Source organism: Algoriphagus sp. Y33 (assembly GCF_014838715.1).
Classification (GTDB): domain Bacteria; phylum Bacteroidota; class Bacteroidia; order Cytophagales; family Cyclobacteriaceae; genus Algoriphagus.
Window position 1 is genome coordinate 731570 of record NZ_CP061947.1, and the last position, 19200, is coordinate 750769.

Sequence of the window (19200 nt, forward strand, 5' to 3'; positions counted from 1 at the left end):
CTAAGTTTTAGCCTCAAAATTGAGATTTCATTTTAATGGTAATATCCTATAGAGGCTGAAAGGTAGGTTAGTCATTTTCTATAGCTGCTCTCATACCAAAGCTGGAGAAATGAGGCAAACCGCCGATGAGTTTAGATTTATTAATTAGGAGAAAAAGACACGGGTGAGTTTTCTCAAGTTTGTATATCCGCTTTTCTGTCCGTAAAGCAATAAAAGCAATTTCCCTGATCATAATCCGAAAAAATTTTCTGTTTACAAATATATATCGTATTATTGCAATGAATTAAAGTATCATGGGAGTTACCAAAACCGATTTATTTACCCTGGAACAAAATGAGCTGGCACAAGTTGCCAAAGTGTTTGCACATCCTGCACGTGTGGCAATCATCCAGTACCTGCTCAAGTCCAATACCTGTATCAACGGGGATCTGGTTCAGGAGCTTGGGCTGGCCCAGGCCACTATCAGTCAACATCTGAGAGAACTCAAAGAGGTGGGAATTATTCAGGGAACCATAGAAGGAGTGTCGGTAAGCTACTGCATCAATCCGGTAAGGTGGACTCATATCCAGCAGCTTTTCAATGGGGTATTTGATCAATTTCAAGCGCCGGATAGCACCTGCTGCTAGCTAAGAGGTTAAAAAAATTTGCACCTATTAATCGTATTATCGCAATAAATAAACATAGCTATGAACTTATCAGAAGTAAAGACAGCCCTGGGCAAGTTAGACAAGATTGCCTTTCAATTACCTGACGGATCATTGGTGCCAACCCACTTTCACGTCACTGAAGTAGGTAAAATCTCCAAGCACTTTATCGACTGCGGCGGAACAGTGAGAACCGAAAATGTGGCGAATTTCCAGTTATGGAACGCCAATGATTACAACCATCGCTTACATCCTGAAAAATTAGTCAAAATCATCGAGCTGTCCGAGAATGTTCTGGGATTGGAGAACTTGGAAGTAGAGGTAGAATACCAAGGGGATACCATCGGTAAATTCGGTATGGAGTTTGACGGAGTGAATTTTTTACTCACAGGCAAGCAGACCGACTGTCTGGCTAAAGATAAATGCGGCATTCCGCAGAAAAAAGAAAAATTAAACCTAGCGGATATGTCCGCCAAAGCCAATGTCTGTACGCCGGGATCAGGATGTTGTTAAGTTAACCTATCACTCAAAAATGAATAATACTAACGCTATTTTATTGCCCCGGCTTTCCGAAACTGTAGAGAAAGCCAGATCCTTACCTATATCGGATGATAGAAAGGAAGTTCTTCAGGTTTTGGTAGACTATATTAAAGAAAAACTAAAAGCCGGAGAGGAAATCAACCTAAACTTTATCTGCACCCATAATTCCCGGAGGAGCCAGTTTTCCCAGATTTGGGCGCAAACAGCTGCGGATTATTTCGGAGTTCCTGCCGAATGCTATTCGGGGGGAGTCGAAGTGACGGAATTCAACGAACGGGCGGTGGAATCCATCAAAAGGAGCGGATTTAGAGTGACCAAAAAAGGAAGTGAAAATCCTGTGTATTTCATCTTTCACTCCGATGAGGCAGAACCGATTTCCGCCTTTTCCAAACTCTTTGATGATCCGATCAACAAGGCCCAAAGATTTGCTGCAGTGATGACCTGCGCACATGCTGATGAAAACTGCCCATTTATCCCGGGAACCGAGAGCAGGATACCGGTAAGATATGAAGACCCCAAAAAGTATGATGGAACTCCCGAAGAAACAAGCCGCTACGACGAAAGATCCCTGCAGATTGCCTCTGAGATGTTCTATGTTTTCAGCCAAATCAAAATTTAAGAATGACCTCATCTAAAAAGAGACTTGGCTTTCTGGATAAGAATCTGACCTGGTGGATATTTCTTGCCATGGCCGCTGGGGTGGGGATAGGGTATTTATTCCCTTCCAGTTCAGAGGTAATCAATTCCTTTAGTTCGGGGAGTACCAATATTTCCATAGCTATAGGCCTGATTCTGATGATGTATCCTCCGCTGGCGAAGGTTGACTATAAGCTTTTGCCGAAGGTTTTCAAAAATGTACGGATTCTCAGTATTTCCTTAATTCTCAACTGGATCATAGGCCCTGTATTGATGTTTGCCCTGGCTCTGATATTCCTTCAGGACTACCCGGAATACATGGTGGGTCTGATCCTGATCGGATTGGCCCGCTGTATCGCGATGGTGTTGGTGTGGAATGATCTGGCAGAAGGCAGCAGTGAATATGGTGCCGGGTTGGTAGCACTTAACAGTATTTTCCAGGTATTTATGTACAGCTTTTATGCCTGGCTGTTTATTACGGTGCTTCCGCCATATTTCGGTTTTGAGGGTGCGATTGTGGATATTTCAATCGGAACCATTGCCGAAAGTGTTGCCATTTATTTGGGGATTCCATTTCTGGCAGGTCTATTTAGCCGCTTGATATTGGTCAGTGCCAAAGGTGAAGATTGGTACACCACGGTGTTTATTCCTTCCATTTCACCGATTACGTTGATAGCGTTGCTCTTTACCATTGTGGTAATGTTCTCGCTGAAGGGGGAATTGATCGTAGAAATCCCGCTGGATGTGGTGCGGATTGCCATTCCGTTGTTGGTGTATTTCACCTTGATGTTTATCATCGGATTTTTCTTCAGCAAAGCCATGGGAGCGAGCTACGACAAAAATGCGGCAATCTCTTTTACCGCTGCCGGAAATAACTTTGAACTGGCAATTGCGGTTGCCATTGCCGTGTTTGGACTTGACTCGGGGCAGGCTTTTGCCGGAGTGATTGGTCCTCTGGTGGAAGTACCTGCGTTGATACTTCTGGTTAGGGTTTCCTTTTGGCTGAGAGATAGATATTACGGTACGCCGAACCTTGCTGATTGATGCAAAAGGAAGTTGACCTGGTTATCATAGGAGGGGGGCAAAGTGCACTTGCCTCCGGCTATTTTCTGCGTCGGACGGGTTTGGATTACCTGATTTTGGACGATAAGGAAACCTGCGGAGGCAGTTGGTCCCAGACCTGGGAGTCGCTGACCTTGTTTTCACCATCAAAATTCAGTTCTCTTCCGGGATATATGATGCCGGATTCTGCGGGAGAATACCCTGTGCGGGAGGAGGTAATAGCTTATCTGTGTGCCTATGAGAAGCGTTATGATATTCCTATTAAGCGGGGTGTTCGTGTCACGCAGATTACCCGCGAGAATGGAGTTTTTATAATCCAAACTGCTGGAAGAGAGCAGATCAAGTCCAAAGCGGTGATCTCAGCCACAGGGACATGGCAAAATCCTTTCATTCCTGAAGTGTCGGGAAGGAGGCGATTTCAAGGACTGCAGATGCACTCAATGGAGTATCAAAATTCCAAAGCATTTGAAAGAAAAAGAGTGCTGGTCGTTGGGGAGGGAAATACCGGAGCACAGCTGCTCGCTGAGGTAAGTAAAGTGGCTCAAACCTTCTGGGCAACACATGAACAGCCGGAGTATTTACCTGACGATGTGGATGGTCGGGTTTTGTTTGATCTGGCTACGGCCAAATACGAAGCAGAAAAACTGGGCAAACCCTTTGACGCTTCCCGGTACCATTTGGGAAATATCGTGATGACTCCTTCTGTCAAGGAAGCCCGGGATAGGGGGGTGCTTATTTCCAAAGGAAGAATTTCAGTGCTGGAAGAAACGGCAGTAGTCTGGGAGAATGGAGGTAGGGATGATATTGATGCCATTCTTTGGTGTACAGGTTTCGGCTTTGCTACCGATCATCTTTCCGGGTTGGTTTCGGTAGATGCACGGGGCAGGATTTCTACTGAAAATACCCGTTGCAAAGACATTCCCGGCCTCTGGTTGGTAGGTTATGGTGGATGGACAGGCTTCGCCTCGGCTACCTTGATCGGAGTCGGCCGCTCTGCACGTCAGACAGTGAAAGATATAGTCGACTATCTAAAAGATCTTAAATGACCCCAAAAAAACAATATGATTATCCGCTTTTCTTCCAGTAAAGCAATAAAAGCATCATAGAATTAGGAAAACTCTAGCGTTGCAATGACTTCGGTCTTCGGTCTCCCTTCTTTCTGCCAAATAGGCCAAGGCACTAAGAGGAGCCTAGCATCATCGAGGATAATCATAAAAATCAATCATAAATACATGAAAATCGCTTTTTTTTCTGATGTACATGCCAATCTGCCCGCCCTTAAGGTTGTTTTGGAGGATATAAAGCGGGAGAAACCAGATGGGATATTTTGTCTTGGGGATTTGGTGGGCTATCATATCTGGCCGGAAGAGGTGGTCAGCCTGATCCGGAAAAATCAATTTCCCGTACTGATGGGAAACCATGAGGAGGCTTTGCAACTAGCTCCGGCAATATCAGGAACCAACAGTTCCATCACCCAAAGCCTGATCAGCTCTGAGACCAAAAATTACCTTCTCGGGTTACCAGGGGAAATTACAAATTCCTATGAATTTGAAGGAAAATCCCTAAATCTCTGGATGGTGCATGGTAGCCCAAAGGCAATCGATGATTACATGACAGAGGATTATCCTGAACAGGAAGTATTGGCCATGATGCGTGATCGGAAGGCCGACATACTGCTTTGTGGTCACACACATCTGCCATTTCACCGCCGTATACAGGATGGGGATAGATTGAGACATGTGATCAATGTGGGTTCGGTGGGGAAGCCTAAAGACGGCGATCTCCGGGCAGGATATGTTTTGGCAGATCTCCGAGAACTGATGTCTGCAGAGAATCCTCTTAGTTGGCGTCCGGAATTCCGTAGACTGTCCTATGATGTGGAGTCATCCGTTCAGGCATTGAGGAGCAGTGAATTTCCGGAGCAGTATGCGGATGCATTGGCGCAGGGGAAATAAGGAGCAATTAAAGTAAACTGATATGACTGACAAGAACCAACTCATTGGATCCATCGTCACAGAATTTTACGTTTTTTTAAAGGCGTATGTATTCAGAAAGTGTAATAATGAGCAGGATGCGGAGGATATTGTCCAAGAAGTGATGCTGAAACTGACGGAAAGCTATCGGAAAGGGACACAGATAACTAATGTAAAAGCCTGGCTTTTTCAGGTAAGCCGAAATACTATTTCGGATTTTTATAAACGCAATAACCATGAGAATACGGAAGAAACGAAGATATTCGATTTGCCCTCAGATGATCCTTGTGAGCTTACTGCTTATGATTACCTCATTCCGATGATTGGATTTTTGCCTGAAAAGTATGCGGAACCTTTGCTCCTTGCCGACATCGATAAAATACCCCAGGCACAAATTGCCAAGGAGGTTGGGCTGAGTATTTCCGCTACCAAAATGCGGATTCAGAGAGGAAGGGTGAAGTTGAAAGAGTTGTTTGATGATTGCTGCGATATTGAATATGATCAGCAGGGTAATTTTGTCAGTTGCAGTGTAAAGATTTCCTGTACGCCTCTCCAAAACCATTTGAGTTCATTTCAAAAAAGTATTTGCCGGTAGTGAGAAAAGCCATTTTTTAAGGAAAACGCAAAGAAAATGTGTCTTTTCCCCAGTCATTGAAGACTACATAGTAAAGTTCAACCAAAAAAACTAAGCTATGAGTACGCTATCAACAACTACTGTAAAAATCCTTCATTCTTCTTGCTGCTCTATATTTCCTCCGATCCGTGAGCAGGTAGAGCGGGTAGCCCGACAAAACGACCTTCGGGTGGAGGTAGAGGAATTCTCCGAAATGAAAGACACCATGCGCTATGGCGCACTGAGCTTTCCATCTCTAGTCATCCATGGGAAGGTTTACAGCTACGTTGAATATTCCGAAGATGAAAAATTAGTAACCATTCTTTGATAGTCAGCCATGGAATCGTTAGAAAGAGTTCTATCGGAATGGGCAGGCTATCTGCTGTATGACCTGTTGGGAATCAGTGTGGAAAGTTCTTTGGGGGTGACAGTTCATTACTTTCTAGTTACCTTCACGGTACTTATTCTCCTTGTTATCTTGGTTACCTACCTGATGGGGACCATAGTCAGCTACCTGCCGATGGAGAAGGTGAAGAATTACCTGGACAAACACAAGCATTCAGGTTTTGGGAATCTTGCCGCCTCGATTCTGGGTGCAGTCACTCCATTTTGCTCTTGCTCATCCATCCCATTATTTGTGGGGATGATGCAGGCAAGGATGCCGCTGGGGATAGCGCTGTCCTTTCTGATCACTTCCCCGCTGGTCAATGAAATCGCAATCGCACTATTCTGGGCCACTTTCGGGTGGAAAGTGACATTGGTGTATGTCATATCGGGGATCGTTCTGGGCGTCCTCGGTGGAATTGTCCTCGAAAAGCTTGGGATGGAACACCACATCGCAGAGTGGCTGAAAAATCTGGGCAAGCCAGTAGGGCAAACGCAGACAAGAAATAAGACCTTTAAGGAGAGGTTGCCTCAAATCCATGCGGACGCATCACAGACGATTAGAAAGCTGGTACCTTATGTGTTTTTCGGGATAGTGATCGGCGCACTGGTACATGGATACGTTCCCGAATCTTTCTTTGAAGAATATATTTCAAAGTCAAATCCGCTGGCTGTGCCTCTAGCCGTAGTTCTGTCGATACCACTGTATATAGATGCGGTAGGTATTCTTCCTGTATTGGAATCGCTGGTGGGCAAAGGAGTTCCTTTGGGAACCGCGATGGCTTTTATGATGGGGGCTATAGGCTTGTCTTTACCTGAAGCTATGTTACTGAAAAAAGTGATGCAAAAGCGGTTGATCATAGCCTTTTTCTCTACAATTGCGACAGGGATGATTCTTTCAGGATGGCTGTTTAATTTGCTTTTTTGAGATAATCGAAGAATAATCGGGTATCCCGGATTTATGCCGGGATACCTTTTTTTAATATGAGGTAGTTGAATAGCAAACACTGGATTCCCGGTAAGGCGAGCTATCATTTTATTTTGGAATTGGCACTGGAGAACTGAATCCGGATTTATATTGCATGTATGAAATTACTTCCGTAGAAATTAAAAAAACACATGAGTTAAGATTATGGGTTGTTAATTACCGTGCTAGTCAAAATTTATACAAACAAAACTGAAATGGAAAATATACTATTTCGAAATTTAAGGGAAGAAGATTGGGAACAAGTATCCGGGATTTACCGGCAGGGACTTGATACGGGAAACGCCACCTTTGCATCGGAGGTGCCTAGCTGGAATGAGTGGGACAAAGGGCACTTGCAAGCGTGTAGATTAGTGGCCGAAGCGGACAGTACTATTGCGGGATGGGCTGCATTGTCTCCCGTTTCTTCGCGATGTGTGTACGGAGGTGTAGCGGAAGTGAGCATTTATATCTCCAATAAATTTAAAGGTCAGCATATCGGGAGCATGCTGTTGGAAAAATTGGTGGCTGAAAGTGAAGAAAAGGGGTTCTGGACACTGCAGGCAGGAATCTTTCCTGAAAATATAGCCAGCATCACTATCCACGAGAGGGCAGGATTTAGAAAAGTCGGCTTCAGAGAAAGAATTGGGCAAATGAAAGGTGTGTGGCGCGATACTGTTCTAATGGAGCGTAGGAGCAGCAAAATTGGAATGGAGTGAAACTTAGAAGTTCCAATTACAGTAGCGAATCACAGCTGAGACTACCACAGCCATAGGAGTTGTCTTTGTGAGGCATAGATTGCTTCATCGCAATGGAATTCAGTTTTCCATCTTACATCTCCTGCAGCTAGCCACTGTATGTTACTTTTCGCAAGCCTTAGAATTGGTATCCAACCAAACTGACCACAAAGTGGTCTGACTGCGGATAGCCCCTAGTGCAACATGGGGATAGAAAATCGTCAGGATTACAGGTTCGACACCCTTTGGGGTCGTGGAGATAAATGGATTTATGCACCCATGGCTATTCATTGTTGGATCCCTTCAGGATCATTTTATAGTGTTGGTTTGAAAACCCAGTATCATTTGCTTGGCAAGCATACCCAATACTTTCAAAGATTTATCAATCCGCTCATCCCAAGTCATCCCATAACTTAGACGGATACAGTTGCTGTACTGGTTTTGTAGGGTAAACATTCTTCCGGGTGCGATGGAGATTTTATACTTTAGGGCCTGCTGAAATAGGATTGCGGTATCCAACTTGGGATCTAGCTGAATCCAAATCAGAAAACCTCCGGTAGGTCTGCTTACTTTGGTCCCCTCCGGGAAATAGTTTCCAATGGCTTTGAGGTATTGGATAGAATTGGCATGGAGGGTGTGCCGTAATTTCCGTAAGTGGTTTTCATATCGGCCGGTTTCCAGAAAATTTCCCACGGCTTCCTGCACAATGGAGGTAGATGAAACTGACTGGTAGAGTTTGGTGCTGATGATTTTTTCTTTGAATCTTCCGGGAGCTATCCAGCCAACTCTATAGCCCGGCACCAGCGTTTTGGATACTGATCCGCACCAGAGCACGTTTCCGCTTTTATCAAAGCTTTTACAGGATTTGGGCCGCTTGTTTCCAAAATAGACATCTCCATACAAATCATCTTCTATCAATGGAACGTGGTGGTTTTCCAATAGCCTTACCACTGCTTCCTTATGTGAATCAGGCATGCAACTTCCCGTGGGGTTGTTGAAATTGCTGACGAGGAGACAGACTGCTACCTTTTGCTTTTTTAGTGTTTCTTCCAGTATGTCAATATCAATTCCCGTATCAGGATGGGTAGGAAGTTCCACCACTTGCAGTCCAAGACTTTGGGCTAGCTGCAAAACGCCAAAGTAGACCGGGCTTTCTGTCAGTAGTACATCTCCTTTCTTCGTAATAGACATCAAGCTGTAGGATAATGCTCCCATGCATCCGGGAGTAGTGATCAGATCGTCTTCAGTCAAGGTGCCTTCCCAAGAGATAGAACCTTTGGCTATCTGGTTTCTTAATTTTTGATTCCCTTGGATGCTATCGTACATTATTCCGTTATGAGGCATTTCGCGGATTGCCCGGGTAAGAGACTTGTTGATTTTTGCAATAGGAAGGAGTTTCGGATCTGGAACTCCGAGCGAAAAGTTCACATTCGTTTCCGTTCCCAAAACTGAGAAAACATCGGCAATCAATTGCTCCGTTTTGTCCGCCCCTTCGTCCTGAACAGGCTGGCTGATTTCGGGTATTTCCGGAAACTTGTGATGTGAATAAACAACATAATACCCGCTCTGGGGGCGTGAAGCTATCAGGCCTTTTGATTCCAACTGATAGTAGGCATTCAGAGCCGTATTCATACTCACTCCCTGTTCTCTGCAGATTTCACGGACGGAAGGGAGTTTGTCTCCGATCTTAAACACCTGCCTTTTGATCTGATGCTCTAGGGTCTGCGCTATGCTCTGATAGATAAACTGCTGTGACATACATTTGAAATTTAAACTGTACCTGTCAAAAATAGTGAAATTGTATCTGTATTCATTACTAATCTTTTTTCAGATTTGTTCTACATCAAAACCTATTGCACAATGATTGATTTTACTTCTTTACCTATTACAAAAAATCCAAACTCAGGCCTTGGCGCTTTTGATTTTGAGCATATCGTGTTTGGTCCGAACCACACTGATCATATGCTTCAGGCGATTTATAGCAATTCCGAATGGACCGATGCCGAAATAGTGCCTTTTTCTGAGATTTCCCTAAGTCCCTTGGCGCTTTGCCTGCATTATGGACAGACGGTTTTCGAAGGATTCAAAGCCTACCGTCAGCCCGATGGAGGCATCAGCATATTCAGAATGGATAAGCACTATCAGCGGATTAACCGTTCGTTGAATCGCATGGGGATGCCTGAGCTTCCGGCAACTCTTTTTATGCAGGGAATCCGTCAGTTGGTTGATTTGGAAAAAGACTGGATTCCATCGGGCAATGATACTTCACTCTATATCCGTCCCTTTGTATTTGCATCTGAGCCCAGACTTGGAGTAAAGGGAGCCAAAGAATACCGCTTTATGGTGGTATGTATGCCTATGGGCAAATACTATGAGGGAAATGTCAGCGTCAAAGTAGAGACTGGATTTGTACGGGCAGTAGAAGGAGGAACCGGAGATGCCAAATGTGGAGGGAATTATGCAGCGGCAATCCTTCCGACCCAGCTGGCAAATCAACAGGGATATGATCAATTGATCTGGACAGATGGAATTCATCATGAATACATGGAGGAATCCGGCACGATGAATCTTATGTTTGTGATTGATGGAAGGCTGGTTACACCTCCGTTGTCAGGAAGTATTCTGGAAGGGATTACCCGCGATTCGATCTTGACCATAGCACGGGACTTGGGTATTCCTGTAGAAGAGCGGAAAATCAGTTACCGGGAGTTGATTGTGGCTTTTGAAGAGGGAAAGAAAATCGAAGCATTCGGGGTAGGGACTGCGGCAGTAATTTCTCCCATAGAAAAGATTGGGATTAACGGTCATGATTATTTCCCTTCGGTTCAGAATAACAGTCTTTTTATTACCTTGAAAAAACAATTGCAGGACATCAGAACAGGGCTTGCTCCGGACCGTTACGGTTGGAATGAAATTATATAGTAGATACAATGAGGACAATAGTAATAACCGGGGCCAGTCGTGGAATCGGAGCAGCAACCGCCTTGCTGGCTGCTAAATCCGGCTATGCGGTTGTTGTGAATTACCTTACCCATAAGGAGGGAGCTGAGTTAGTTGCAAATGAAATTGAACGTTTGGGGTCAAAAGCATTCGTGATGCAGGCAGATATTTCCAAGCAGGATGAGATAATTCAGATGTTTAGTAGGATCGACCGGGAATGCGGGCCCATTCATGGATTGGTAAACAACGCCGGCATACTTGAGCCACAAATGAGCGTGGAGAGTATGGATAGTGAACGTCTTACGCGGGTAATGCAAACCAATGTGATCGGAACGATAGTATGTGCAAAAGAAGCGGTAACCCGTATGTCTATAAAGTATGGAGGTATGGGAGGAGCAATCGTCAATGTTTCTTCAATTGCGGCTAAAACAGGCTCCCCTTTTGAATATGTGGATTATGCCGCTTCCAAGGGAGCTATTGACACTTTTACTGTTGGATTGGCCAAAGAGGTAGCGGCAGAAGGTATTAGGGTGAATGCTGTCCGTCCCGGGTTGGTTTACACTGATATACATGCCTCGGGTGGAGAGACTGATCGGGTAGAACGTTTGAAATCAAAGATTCCGCTCAAGAGAGGCGGGGAAGCGAATGAAGTAGCGGAAGCTATCCTGTGGCTGCTTTCAAGCAAAGCATCATTTACTACGGGAAGTTTTATTGATGTAAGTGGAGGATTATAATTGATCATAGTTATGAAAGAATACTTAAAGGAGGTTTTCGAGTACAATTATCAGATAAACAGGGAATTGGATAAGCGGTTTAAGTCGTATGATTATCAGCTGGACGATGAGATTTGCAGGCTTGCCAACCATATCTTAAATGCCCAGCAAGTCTGGATAGACAGAATCAATCAGAACAAACCGAAGATAAAGCCATGGGATGATTTCCCGATTGAATCCTTTTCAGAGAGAAACGTGCTGCTCAATGAAGAAGTCAAAAAGATACTGGAAAGTAGGGAGCTGGAGGAGGTAATTTCATATAGAAATTTATCCGGAGTTAGCTTTGAAAGCAGAGTCTTGGATGTGCTAATGCATGTGGTCAATCATTCCACCTATCACCGTGGACAGCTTGCCATGCTGATGCGTAAAATGGGAATGGAGCCTATCAGTTCTGATTATATCCATTTCAAGGCGAAGAAGGCTGCATTGAGTACTGATCAATAGTTGTTATAAAAAGACGCTTAATAACCAAGAGAGTTGGAGGTATCACCGTCAGGTATGACGGAAATTATAGCCGGTGTAATTGGATTTCAATAATTAAGGCAGGTATTGTTTTTTATAGGCAAACGGGGTCATTCCCGTTACCTTCCTGAAATGCCTGTAAAAATTAGAAATATTGTTGAACCCGCAATCATAACAAATTACCTCTATGGGCAATTTGTCATCTACCAACGCCCTGCACACATTGGAAATCCGTATTTCAATCAGAAATTCGAAAAAGGTTTTGTTGGTCATTTTTTTAAAGTATCTGGAAAAGCTGGAGACGCTCAGATTTGCGATAGAGGAAATCAGCTCCAGACTGATCTCCTCGCGGTAATGTGCCAAGACATAGGTATAAATTTTTTCCAGTCGGTGCATTTCTGAAACATTGGCAAGGTGGCTGTTGGCATAGCCCGGCGAGATGGTTTCAAATTCTGAAGTAGCTCCTAAAATCTGAAGAATTTTCAATAAATGAATGATACGCTCCAAACTGGAGGCATTCACGATTTCGTATAAGGTCTCAGCAAGTTTCTCCTTGGTTTTGCCATGGATGATCATTCCTTTTTTGGCAGTTTCATACAGGGCAGAAATAGCCTGGGTTTCGGGCAAGTCCAGAAAGTCTTTTCCAAAACAGGTAGGTAAAAACTGAAGCACAAAAGCTTCTACTTCTTCATTGGGATCTCCCCGAAAATACTGCTCAGAGCAACGCCAGGTATGGGGCAGGTTTTCACCGAGTAGGATTAGATCCCCGCCTGAGAAACTGCTTACTGTATCTCCGATATATTGTGTTCCTTCTCCCTTGATTATGTAATGCAGCTCCAGTTCCGGGTGAAAATGCCAAAGGGTGCCAAAATTTGGCTTTTTATCATGTCTTACACTGAAAGAGCTTTCAGAAGTGCTCGGGACTTTATGAAAATGCGGCTTCATGGGGGGTAGGGTAATTTTTCTACTGTCTAGGGGATATTCTGCTTTGACTGATATCCAATATTATAGGATTTGAAATTAAATTCTGAGCGCAATCGATATAATAAACAATATCAGAGGTCAAGAATGATAGAATAGTATAATTTTTTGGCAAAATGTGATAATTAGCCACTTCTGTTTTCTCTCATATTTGTAAGGTTCATGCAGTAAACCCGAGAGAAGACTAATGTACGAGACAAAAAAAATACTGGTAGTGGCCAGTGGTGATCTAAGGTTGGATGCTAACCGCGTCGGTTGGGCATTTCAGGAAAAAATGGAGCAACAACTTGCCATAACTTTGGCGGAATTCGGCTATGGGATTGAGCGGGGACACCCGTATGATCCTGTCAAGCAGCATGGATTTATAGATTCCCAAAAGATGGGAATAGAAGTCTTCAAAAATCTCGACCCTAACCTGCCGATTATAGTCGCAGAAAGTGTCTGGCAATACACACATCATGTTCTTCCGGGATTGATGACTCATAAAGGACCAATTTTAACGCTTGCAAACTGGGAAGGAATGTCTTCCGGTCTGGTAGGGATGTTAAATCTTAACGGATCGCTGACTAAAGCTGAGGTTGACTACAGTACCCTTTGGAGTAAGGATTTTCAGGATGACTTTTTCAAGGGAAAACTAACGGAATGGTTGTCTACGGGAACTATCGCTAAGGACAACTCCCATGTCAGCACTTATGCCTCTCTGGAAATTTCCGATGCCGCGAGAAAGTCGGCAGAAGCTTTCGCCCTGGATTTTGCCAAGAGTAAAGCGATCATGGGAGTGTTTGATGAAGGCTGTATGGGAATGTTCAATGCAATAGTCCCGGATAGGCTGCTCCACCGACTGGGGATATTTAAGGAGCGGTTAAGTCAATCTGCGCTTTACGCGGAAATGATGGATGTAGATCAATCGGAGGCACAGCAAGTTCTCGATTGGCTTCTTGGACGGGGAATGAAATTCAACTGGGGATCCAATCCCGAAGTTGAACTGACTATAGAGCAGACACTGGAGCAGTGCAAAATGTATATCGCTGCCGTGAGAATCGCAGATCAATTTGGGTGTGATACGATTGGTATACAGTACCAGCAGGGATTGAAGGATCTGGTCGCGGCGAGTGATCTTGCCGAAGGACTTCTCAATAATACGGATAGGCCTCCTGTTTTCGACAACAAAGGAAGAGAGCTTTATGCCAAATCACTGATTCCCCATTTTAATGAAGTGGATGAATGTGCCGGTATTGATGCATTGATTACCACCAGACTTTGGAATCAACTGGGACTTCCCCCTGAGACTACCCTGCACGATATCCGCTGGGGAGAAGAATATAGGATCAATGGACAGATGGAATTTGTTTGGGTCTTTTTGATTTCAGGGGCAGCACCTCCAGCCCATTTCATAGGAGGTTACTCCGGAGCAAGTAGCGAGAGGCAGCCTCCCATGTACTTCAAAAAAGGGGGCGGAAGTCTAAAGGGCATCAGCAGACCCGGCCATATCGTGTGGAGCAGGATATATATAGAGCATGACTGCCTAAAGTGTGACCTGGGTGTAGGAGAGGTCGTTTCGCTTCCGGAAGAAGAAACCCAAAGAAGATGGGAAAACACTACTTCTGAATGGCCGATTATGCATGCGGTGCTCCCGGGAATCTCCAAAGATCAAATGATGGGGCGTCACAAAGCCAATCATATACAGGTCGTCTATGCCGACTCTAAGAAATGGGCAATTGAAGCAATGAAGTCAAAAGCCTTGGTTTTTAATTCCTTAGGGATTGAAACCTTCGTGTGTGGAGAGCTCAATTAACTAATACTAACCCAAAAAACCATAATATAATGAATGCAAGACTACCTCATTTCAGGAGGCGTTCCATTTTGATGTTGATTTTGCTCCTTGGAGCATTTACCATATCGAACGTCTCTTATGCGCAGCAACACGCCGTAAAAGGGAAAGTGACAACTGGAGATGATCCAATGGGACTACCCGGTGTAAACGTGTTGTTGAAAGGAACGGCCATCGGTGCAGTTACAGATATTGATGGCAACTATTTAATTAATGTCCCTGATACTGGAGGCATTTTGGTCTTTTCAATGATAGGATTTGAATCAATTGAAGAGGAAATCGGAAATAGATCTGAAATCAATCCGGTAATGAGAGAGGATATAGCAGGTCTCGAAGAAGTGGTAGTAGTGGGTTATGGCACCCAAGTCAGAAGAAATATAACCGGATCAATTTCTTCAGCTGATTTATCAGGAAGCAATGACGATGTCACTGTCACCGAGGCTATGGTAGGTGTTCCGGGAGTTCAGTTCAATGAAACAGGAAGACCGGGTCAAGTAGGAAACATTTTGATCCGTGGGCAAAATTCGTTGAGTGGCTCCAATAGTCCTTTGATAGTACTGGATGGTATTATTTTCGGAGGAAATTTAAATGACATTAATCCAAGGGATGTAAAATCGATGGAGATATTAAAGGATGCAAGTTCTACCGCTATCTATGGATCCAGGGCCGCTAATGGCGTGATATTAATCACTTCCAAAAGCGGAACAACAGAGACTCCATCAATTAGCCTAAATACATATACTGGGGTTTCTGAGTGGGCATCAGAACTTAAGCTTTTAAGTCCAGATAGATATTTGCAAAGAAGATTGGATTGGAGAGCGCAGTCCGGACTGGCAGCAGATCCAAATTCCATCGAAAATTACATCTCATCCACAGAGGCTGAAAATTACCGGAACGGCAATTCAATTGATCCCTGGAGGGAAATTTCCCAGCAGGGTAGGTCAAGTGCTATAGATCTCAATATTTCAGGTAGGACCAAAGCCATGAATTACTTTGTGTCTGCATCTGTAAGTGATGATAAGGGATTGATTCATAACGATAATCAAAAGAGAAATACATTCAGGGTAAACATCACCAGTACCATCAAGCCTTGGCTGCAAATTGGCACAAATACGATGTTCTCCCATAGAGATTTATCGGGTGTGAGTGCAAGTGTACGGGATGCCTATAGAATGAGTCCACTCGGGACCATGTATTATGATGATGGTTCCCCGACGCAGTTCCCTGTGCCCGACGAACAGGCAGCGGGTAATCCGATGAGGACTTCTCTTCTTTCCGATAATGAGGAAATAGGTGAAAACCTGTTTAGTAATTTCTTCGCCCAAATCGATGCTCCATTTATAGAAGGATTGTCTTACAGGGTCAATTTCTCTCCCAGTTACCAGTGGAGTCATGAATACAACTTTGTGCATCAGGACAAAAATGTATCATTCAATAATACTTCCGCGAGTAAGTTGAATGAGAGACAGTACAATTGGGTTTTGGAGAATATTTTGACCTATACCAAGAGCATTGGAGAGGATCATAATTTTGATCTGACGTTGCTTCTGGGTAGAAATCACGTAGAAGCGGAAACTACGCTAGCGTCAGGAGAGCAATTTAATGTTGATGTTCTTGGTTTTAATAATCTGGGACTTGGTGAGATTCAGCGTATAAGCTCCTCCGCTTATGCCGTGGAAATGGTGTCCTATATGGCAAGGCTAAATTACCAATTCAAAAACCGCTACCTGTTGACGCTTACCGCCAGAAAGGATGGAAGCTCTGTTTTCTCCGTTAACAATAAATACGCAACGTTCCCGTCAGGATCTCTGGCCTGGATTGTGACAGATGAAGGTTTCATGAGCAACCTTGATTTCTTGGATATGCTGAAGCTAAGAGCTTCCTATGGAGCAGTCGGAAACCAAGCTATCGAACCCTATCAATCGTTGACCTTGTCTTCTACCCAACGATATGTGTTTGGGGATGGGGGAAGCAGCAGTTTAGGTGTGGTCACTTCCACGCTGGGAAATGATGATTTGACATGGGAGACCACCAAAACGGCAAATTTTGCAATGGATTTTGAGTTTTTCCAAAGAAGAATCGCCGGTACAATCGAGTACTACAACAGCAATACGAAAAACTTACTGGTAAGAAGGAATATTCCCATCATGAACGGATACACAAGTATCCTCACCAATGTAGGAGAGGTGAATAATAGAGGGATTGAGCTATCTCTTTCTACAGATAATATTAGAAAAGAGCGATTTAATTGGAGTACTGATTTTACATTCTCCCACAACAAAAATGAAATTGTTCATTTATTCAAAACCGATCTGAATGGAGATGGAAGGGAAGATGATAATATAGCCAATAGCTGGTTTATCGGAAAACCTATTAATTCGTACTATGACTATGCTTTTGATGGTATATATCAGCAGGGAGATGAAGATATTCCTGCAGGATCACAAGCAGGTTTTGTAAGAGTTAAGGACCTGAATGGCGATGGAGTGATCACTCCTGGTGACCGGACTGTGGTTGGTTCAGGCAACATTCCCAAGTACCAATTTGGGCTTAGAAACAATTTCACATACAACAATTTCTCCCTTTCAATTTTTATTAATGCAATGCAGGGATGGATTGCACCCTTTAATCTGATCAACCCACTGGTGCCTGGAAGAAGCTTGAACCAATTGGATGCAGGTTGGTGGACATCTGATAATCAGTCTAATACTAGGCCTTCTCTGGTTTATTCCAATCCCCTTCAGACTAATTGGTATATGAGTAGGGATTTTGTACGGCTTAGAGACGTGACCTTCTCTTATGATTTCAACCGGGCAATGCTGGATAAACTCAAACTGAGTGGATTGAAGATCTACGTTACGGGAAAAAATCTAGCCACGCTCACAGATTGGCTAGGGACAGACCCTGAGAATGGAGGTTCATACACGAGTGAGCAGGGCAGTGATAATCTTTATCCTATGCCGAAAACATTTTTGGTTGGGCTGAATGTCTCATTCTGATTCTTACCAATTCACCTTTAAAGATTAGACTAATGAAGATCTTAAAAATAAAAAAATCAGGACTAGCAGCTATAGGGATATGTGTTATGTCAGTATTAGTTTCTTGTAATGACGACTTCTTGTACGAAGAACCACTTTCTTCTTTGAGCGCTGACAATACACTGGTTTCAGTTGCAGGATTTGAAACTTACTTGACTGGGTTGTCATGGGCGGCCAGAGAAGAATATTCCCAGGATGACAACACCTTTTTTATAACCAATTTTCCCGGTACAGATGTAGGTGAAGATGCGGGAGCGGAATACTTCACCTATAGAAATTGGATTTCTTACCTGACCTCTGTGACTCCTGAGGTAGGCAGAAATTGGAATTGGGCGTATGGAACCCTGCTTCCTCAGGCCAATACAGTAATTGTTTACGCCAACAAGGAGGAAAACAATGGGATTTGGGAAAGTGATGCGCAGAAAAATGCAGTAATAGCAGAAGCAAGATTTTACAGAGCCTATGCCCATAACTTTCTCGCCAATCTCTATGGAGGTGTTCCTATAGTAGATACCATTCTCAATGTGCCAAAATATGATTATGTGAGAGCTGGGCGACAGGAGGTATATGAATTTGCCAAAAATGATTTGGAATTTGCTGCACAGTGGTTGCCATCTGCAAATCAAACAGCTCCGGGCAGAATCAGTAAGGGAGCGGCAGACCACCTGCTGACCGAGTTGTATATTAGTTTGGGCCAGTATGAGAAGGCTATTGAAAGTGCTTCAAGAGTGATCGAATCCGGTGATTACCGACTTATGACCTCAAGATTTGGCAGCAGCCAGAGTGAATCTGGGGATGTGTTTTCAGATCTGTTTAAAGACGGAAATTTCAATAGAAGTTCTGGAAATATGGAGTCTATCTATGTCTGGCAGTTTGAGAGTTTTACAGTCGGTGGAGGCGGCACCAGAGACGGCAATCAGGCAGTGAGAAATTTTGGGCCGTTCTTTGTAAGAATTCTGGATCCAAATGGGGTTCCAAATGTCCCAACCGATGAGATGGGTAGAGGAGTAGGTAGAGTGAGAGGAACTGTTTATTCACTGTATGAAATTTGGAACGATGCAAATGATATTCGGAATTCACCTTATAATATGCGTCGCGATTTTCACTACAATAATCCTAATTCCGAATACTTTGGGCAAGTCGTTCCCCCCAAGACTTCAGCAGAAGATACTCTTCGGAGCATGTATTCCTATCCCAGAAAAATAGAGGGAGAGCCTTGGAATTTGAACAATACATCAGGGAGGACTTCCAAAGATGTGTATGTTTATAGACTTGCGGAGACCTATCTCCTTCGCGCCGAAGCATATCTTAGAAATGGAAATACTGATAAGGCTGCGGAAGATATAAACGCCTTACGGGCACGTGCCAATGCAGGTTTAATTTCTCCCGGGGATGTTTCCTTGGATTTTATTCTTGACGAAAGAGCCCGTGAGCTTCTTTTTGAAGAGCCGAGAAGACGTACCTTGATTCGGATGGGTAAACTGGTAGAACGGGTGAAGCAACATGGATTATTGGAGAGCTCTCGCAATACGATTCAAGATTATAACGGGCTATGGCCTATTCCCCAAGTTGTCATTGATGCCAACATTGGAGCGGAATTAGAACAAAATCCAGGATATTAA

The 19200-nt window shown here is 43.8% G+C and carries 18 protein-coding genes; 16 read left to right on the forward strand and 2 right to left on the reverse strand.

Annotated features, from left to right (window positions below):
* The first annotated feature begins 293 nt into the window (after window positions 1-293).
* The 10 genes from ID165_RS03150 to ID165_RS03195 all read left to right on the forward strand — a co-directional run bounded on the left by ID165_RS03150 (window position 294) and on the right by ID165_RS03195 (window position 7535).
* Window positions 294-626, forward strand: coding sequence for a helix-turn-helix transcriptional regulator (locus ID165_RS03150; protein ID WP_192348942.1), 333 nt, complete (start codon window positions 294-296; stop codon window positions 624-626).
* Between the two features lie 60 nt (window positions 627-686).
* Entirely contained in the window at window positions 687-1157 is a 471-nt protein-coding gene (locus tag ID165_RS03155; protein WP_192348943.1) for a DUF6428 family protein, read from the forward strand.
* A gap of 19 nt (window positions 1158-1176) precedes the next feature.
* Window positions 1177-1803: a protein-tyrosine-phosphatase gene (locus tag ID165_RS03160; protein WP_192348944.1), complete on the forward strand. Its 627-nt coding sequence runs from the start codon at window positions 1177-1179 to the stop codon at window positions 1801-1803.
* A 2-nt stretch (window positions 1804-1805) separates the two neighbouring features.
* The gene (gene arsB, locus ID165_RS03165; RefSeq protein WP_192348945.1) at window positions 1806-2864 is read left to right on the forward strand and encodes an ACR3 family arsenite efflux transporter; all 1059 of its coding nucleotides are present in this window, start codon (window positions 1806-1808) and stop codon (window positions 2862-2864) included.
* Entirely contained in the window at window positions 2864-3928 is a 1065-nt protein-coding gene (locus tag ID165_RS03170) for an ArsO family NAD(P)H-dependent flavin-containing monooxygenase (protein WP_192348946.1), read from the forward strand. Before arsB ends, ID165_RS03170 begins: the two co-directional genes overlap by 1 nt.
* A gap of 186 nt (window positions 3929-4114) precedes the next feature.
* The gene (locus tag ID165_RS03175) at window positions 4115-4837 is read left to right on the forward strand and encodes a metallophosphoesterase (RefSeq protein WP_192348947.1); all 723 of its coding nucleotides are present in this window, start codon (window positions 4115-4117) and stop codon (window positions 4835-4837) included.
* Window positions 4838-4859: 22 nt separating this feature from the next.
* Complete coding sequence (locus ID165_RS03180; protein ID WP_192348948.1) at window positions 4860-5450, forward strand: sigma-70 family RNA polymerase sigma factor; 591 nt, start codon at window positions 4860-4862, stop codon at window positions 5448-5450.
* Window positions 5451-5547: 97 nt separating this feature from the next.
* Window positions 5548-5796 carry a thioredoxin family protein gene (locus ID165_RS03185; protein WP_192348949.1) on the forward strand — a complete coding sequence of 83 codons (249 nt, stop codon included), beginning with the start codon at window positions 5548-5550 and terminating at the stop codon, window positions 5794-5796.
* Window positions 5797-5805: 9 nt separating this feature from the next.
* Window positions 5806-6780 carry a permease gene (locus ID165_RS03190; RefSeq protein ID WP_192348950.1) on the forward strand — a complete coding sequence of 325 codons (975 nt, stop codon included), beginning with the start codon at window positions 5806-5808 and terminating at the stop codon, window positions 6778-6780.
* A gap of 254 nt (window positions 6781-7034) precedes the next feature.
* Window positions 7035-7535, forward strand: coding sequence for a GNAT family N-acetyltransferase (locus ID165_RS03195; RefSeq protein WP_192348951.1), 501 nt, complete (start codon window positions 7035-7037; stop codon window positions 7533-7535).
* Between the two features lie 327 nt (window positions 7536-7862).
* On the opposite strand, the gene ID165_RS03200 is transcribed toward ID165_RS03195, so the two are convergent.
* Window positions 7863-9311 carry a PLP-dependent aminotransferase family protein gene (locus tag ID165_RS03200; protein WP_192348952.1) on the reverse strand — a complete coding sequence of 483 codons (1449 nt, stop codon included), beginning with the start codon at window positions 9309-9311 and terminating at the stop codon, window positions 7863-7865.
* A 102-nt stretch (window positions 9312-9413) separates the two neighbouring features.
* Between ID165_RS03200 and ID165_RS03205 the strand changes: the two genes are divergently transcribed.
* From ID165_RS03205 to ID165_RS03215, 3 genes are read left to right on the forward strand one after another with little or no spacing between them, the layout of a single operon-like run.
* The gene (locus ID165_RS03205) at window positions 9414-10475 is read left to right on the forward strand and encodes a branched-chain amino acid aminotransferase (RefSeq protein ID WP_192348953.1); all 1062 of its coding nucleotides are present in this window, start codon (window positions 9414-9416) and stop codon (window positions 10473-10475) included.
* 8 nt (window positions 10476-10483) lie between these two features.
* On the forward strand, window positions 10484-11227 hold the full coding sequence (locus tag ID165_RS03210) for an SDR family oxidoreductase (protein WP_192348954.1): 744 nt from the start codon (window positions 10484-10486) through the stop codon (window positions 11225-11227).
* A gap of 12 nt (window positions 11228-11239) precedes the next feature.
* Window positions 11240-11710, forward strand: coding sequence for a DinB family protein (locus ID165_RS03215; RefSeq protein ID WP_192348955.1), 471 nt, complete (start codon window positions 11240-11242; stop codon window positions 11708-11710).
* 93 nt (window positions 11711-11803) lie between these two features.
* On the opposite strand, the gene ID165_RS03220 is transcribed toward ID165_RS03215, so the two are convergent.
* Window positions 11804-12673: an AraC family transcriptional regulator gene (locus tag ID165_RS03220; RefSeq protein WP_192348956.1), complete on the reverse strand. Its 870-nt coding sequence runs from the start codon at window positions 12671-12673 to the stop codon at window positions 11804-11806.
* Window positions 12674-12896: 223 nt separating this feature from the next.
* Between ID165_RS03220 and ID165_RS03225 the strand changes: the two genes are divergently transcribed.
* From ID165_RS03225 to ID165_RS03235, 3 genes are read left to right on the forward strand one after another with little or no spacing between them, the layout of a single operon-like run.
* Entirely contained in the window at window positions 12897-14504 is a 1608-nt protein-coding gene (locus tag ID165_RS03225) for a fucose isomerase (protein ID WP_192348957.1), read from the forward strand.
* A gap of 29 nt (window positions 14505-14533) precedes the next feature.
* On the forward strand, window positions 14534-17539 hold the full coding sequence (locus ID165_RS03230; RefSeq protein ID WP_225586962.1) for a TonB-dependent receptor: 3006 nt from the start codon (window positions 14534-14536) through the stop codon (window positions 17537-17539).
* A 32-nt stretch (window positions 17540-17571) separates the two neighbouring features.
* Window positions 17572-19200, forward strand: a complete 1629-nt coding sequence (locus ID165_RS03235; protein WP_192348958.1) for a RagB/SusD family nutrient uptake outer membrane protein — start codon at window positions 17572-17574, stop codon at window positions 19198-19200.

Bases quoted from the DNA above. Each gene is read 5' to 3' on its own strand.
- ID165_RS03155 (WP_192348943.1), top strand. From the start codon at position 687: ATGAACTTATCAGAAGTAAAGACAGCCCTGGGCAAGTTAGACAAGATT.
- ID165_RS03150 (WP_192348942.1), top strand. From the start codon at position 294: ATGGGAGTTACCAAAACCGATTTATTTACCCTGGAACAAAATGAGCTG.
- ID165_RS03170 (WP_192348946.1), top strand. From the start codon at position 2,864: ATGCAAAAGGAAGTTGACCTGGTTATCATAGGAGGGGGGCAAAGTGCA.
- ID165_RS03210 (WP_192348954.1), top strand. From the start codon at position 10,484: ATGAGGACAATAGTAATAACCGGGGCCAGTCGTGGAATCGGAGCAGCA.
- ID165_RS03185 (WP_192348949.1), top strand. From the start codon at position 5,548: ATGAGTACGCTATCAACAACTACTGTAAAAATCCTTCATTCTTCTTGC.
- ID165_RS03180 (WP_192348948.1), top strand. From the start codon at position 4,860: ATGACTGACAAGAACCAACTCATTGGATCCATCGTCACAGAATTTTAC.
- ID165_RS03230 (WP_225586962.1), top strand. From the start codon at position 14,534: ATGAATGCAAGACTACCTCATTTCAGGAGGCGTTCCATTTTGATGTTG.
- ID165_RS03175 (WP_192348947.1), top strand. From the start codon at position 4,115: ATGAAAATCGCTTTTTTTTCTGATGTACATGCCAATCTGCCCGCCCTT.
- ID165_RS03160 (WP_192348944.1), top strand. From the start codon at position 1,177: ATGAATAATACTAACGCTATTTTATTGCCCCGGCTTTCCGAAACTGTA.
- arsB (WP_192348945.1), top strand. From the start codon at position 1,806: ATGACCTCATCTAAAAAGAGACTTGGCTTTCTGGATAAGAATCTGACC.
- ID165_RS03200 (WP_192348952.1), bottom strand. From the start codon at position 9,311: ATGTCACAGCAGTTTATCTATCAGAGCATAGCGCAGACCCTAGAGCAT.
- ID165_RS03235 (WP_192348958.1), top strand. From the start codon at position 17,572: ATGAAGATCTTAAAAATAAAAAAATCAGGACTAGCAGCTATAGGGATA.
- ID165_RS03190 (WP_192348950.1), top strand. From the start codon at position 5,806: ATGGAATCGTTAGAAAGAGTTCTATCGGAATGGGCAGGCTATCTGCTG.
- ID165_RS03215 (WP_192348955.1), top strand. From the start codon at position 11,240: ATGAAAGAATACTTAAAGGAGGTTTTCGAGTACAATTATCAGATAAAC.
- ID165_RS03195 (WP_192348951.1), top strand. From the start codon at position 7,035: ATGGAAAATATACTATTTCGAAATTTAAGGGAAGAAGATTGGGAACAA.
- ID165_RS03225 (WP_192348957.1), top strand. From the start codon at position 12,897: ATGTACGAGACAAAAAAAATACTGGTAGTGGCCAGTGGTGATCTAAGG.
- ID165_RS03220 (WP_192348956.1), bottom strand. From the start codon at position 12,673: ATGAAGCCGCATTTTCATAAAGTCCCGAGCACTTCTGAAAGCTCTTTC.
- ID165_RS03205 (WP_192348953.1), top strand. From the start codon at position 9,414: ATGATTGATTTTACTTCTTTACCTATTACAAAAAATCCAAACTCAGGC.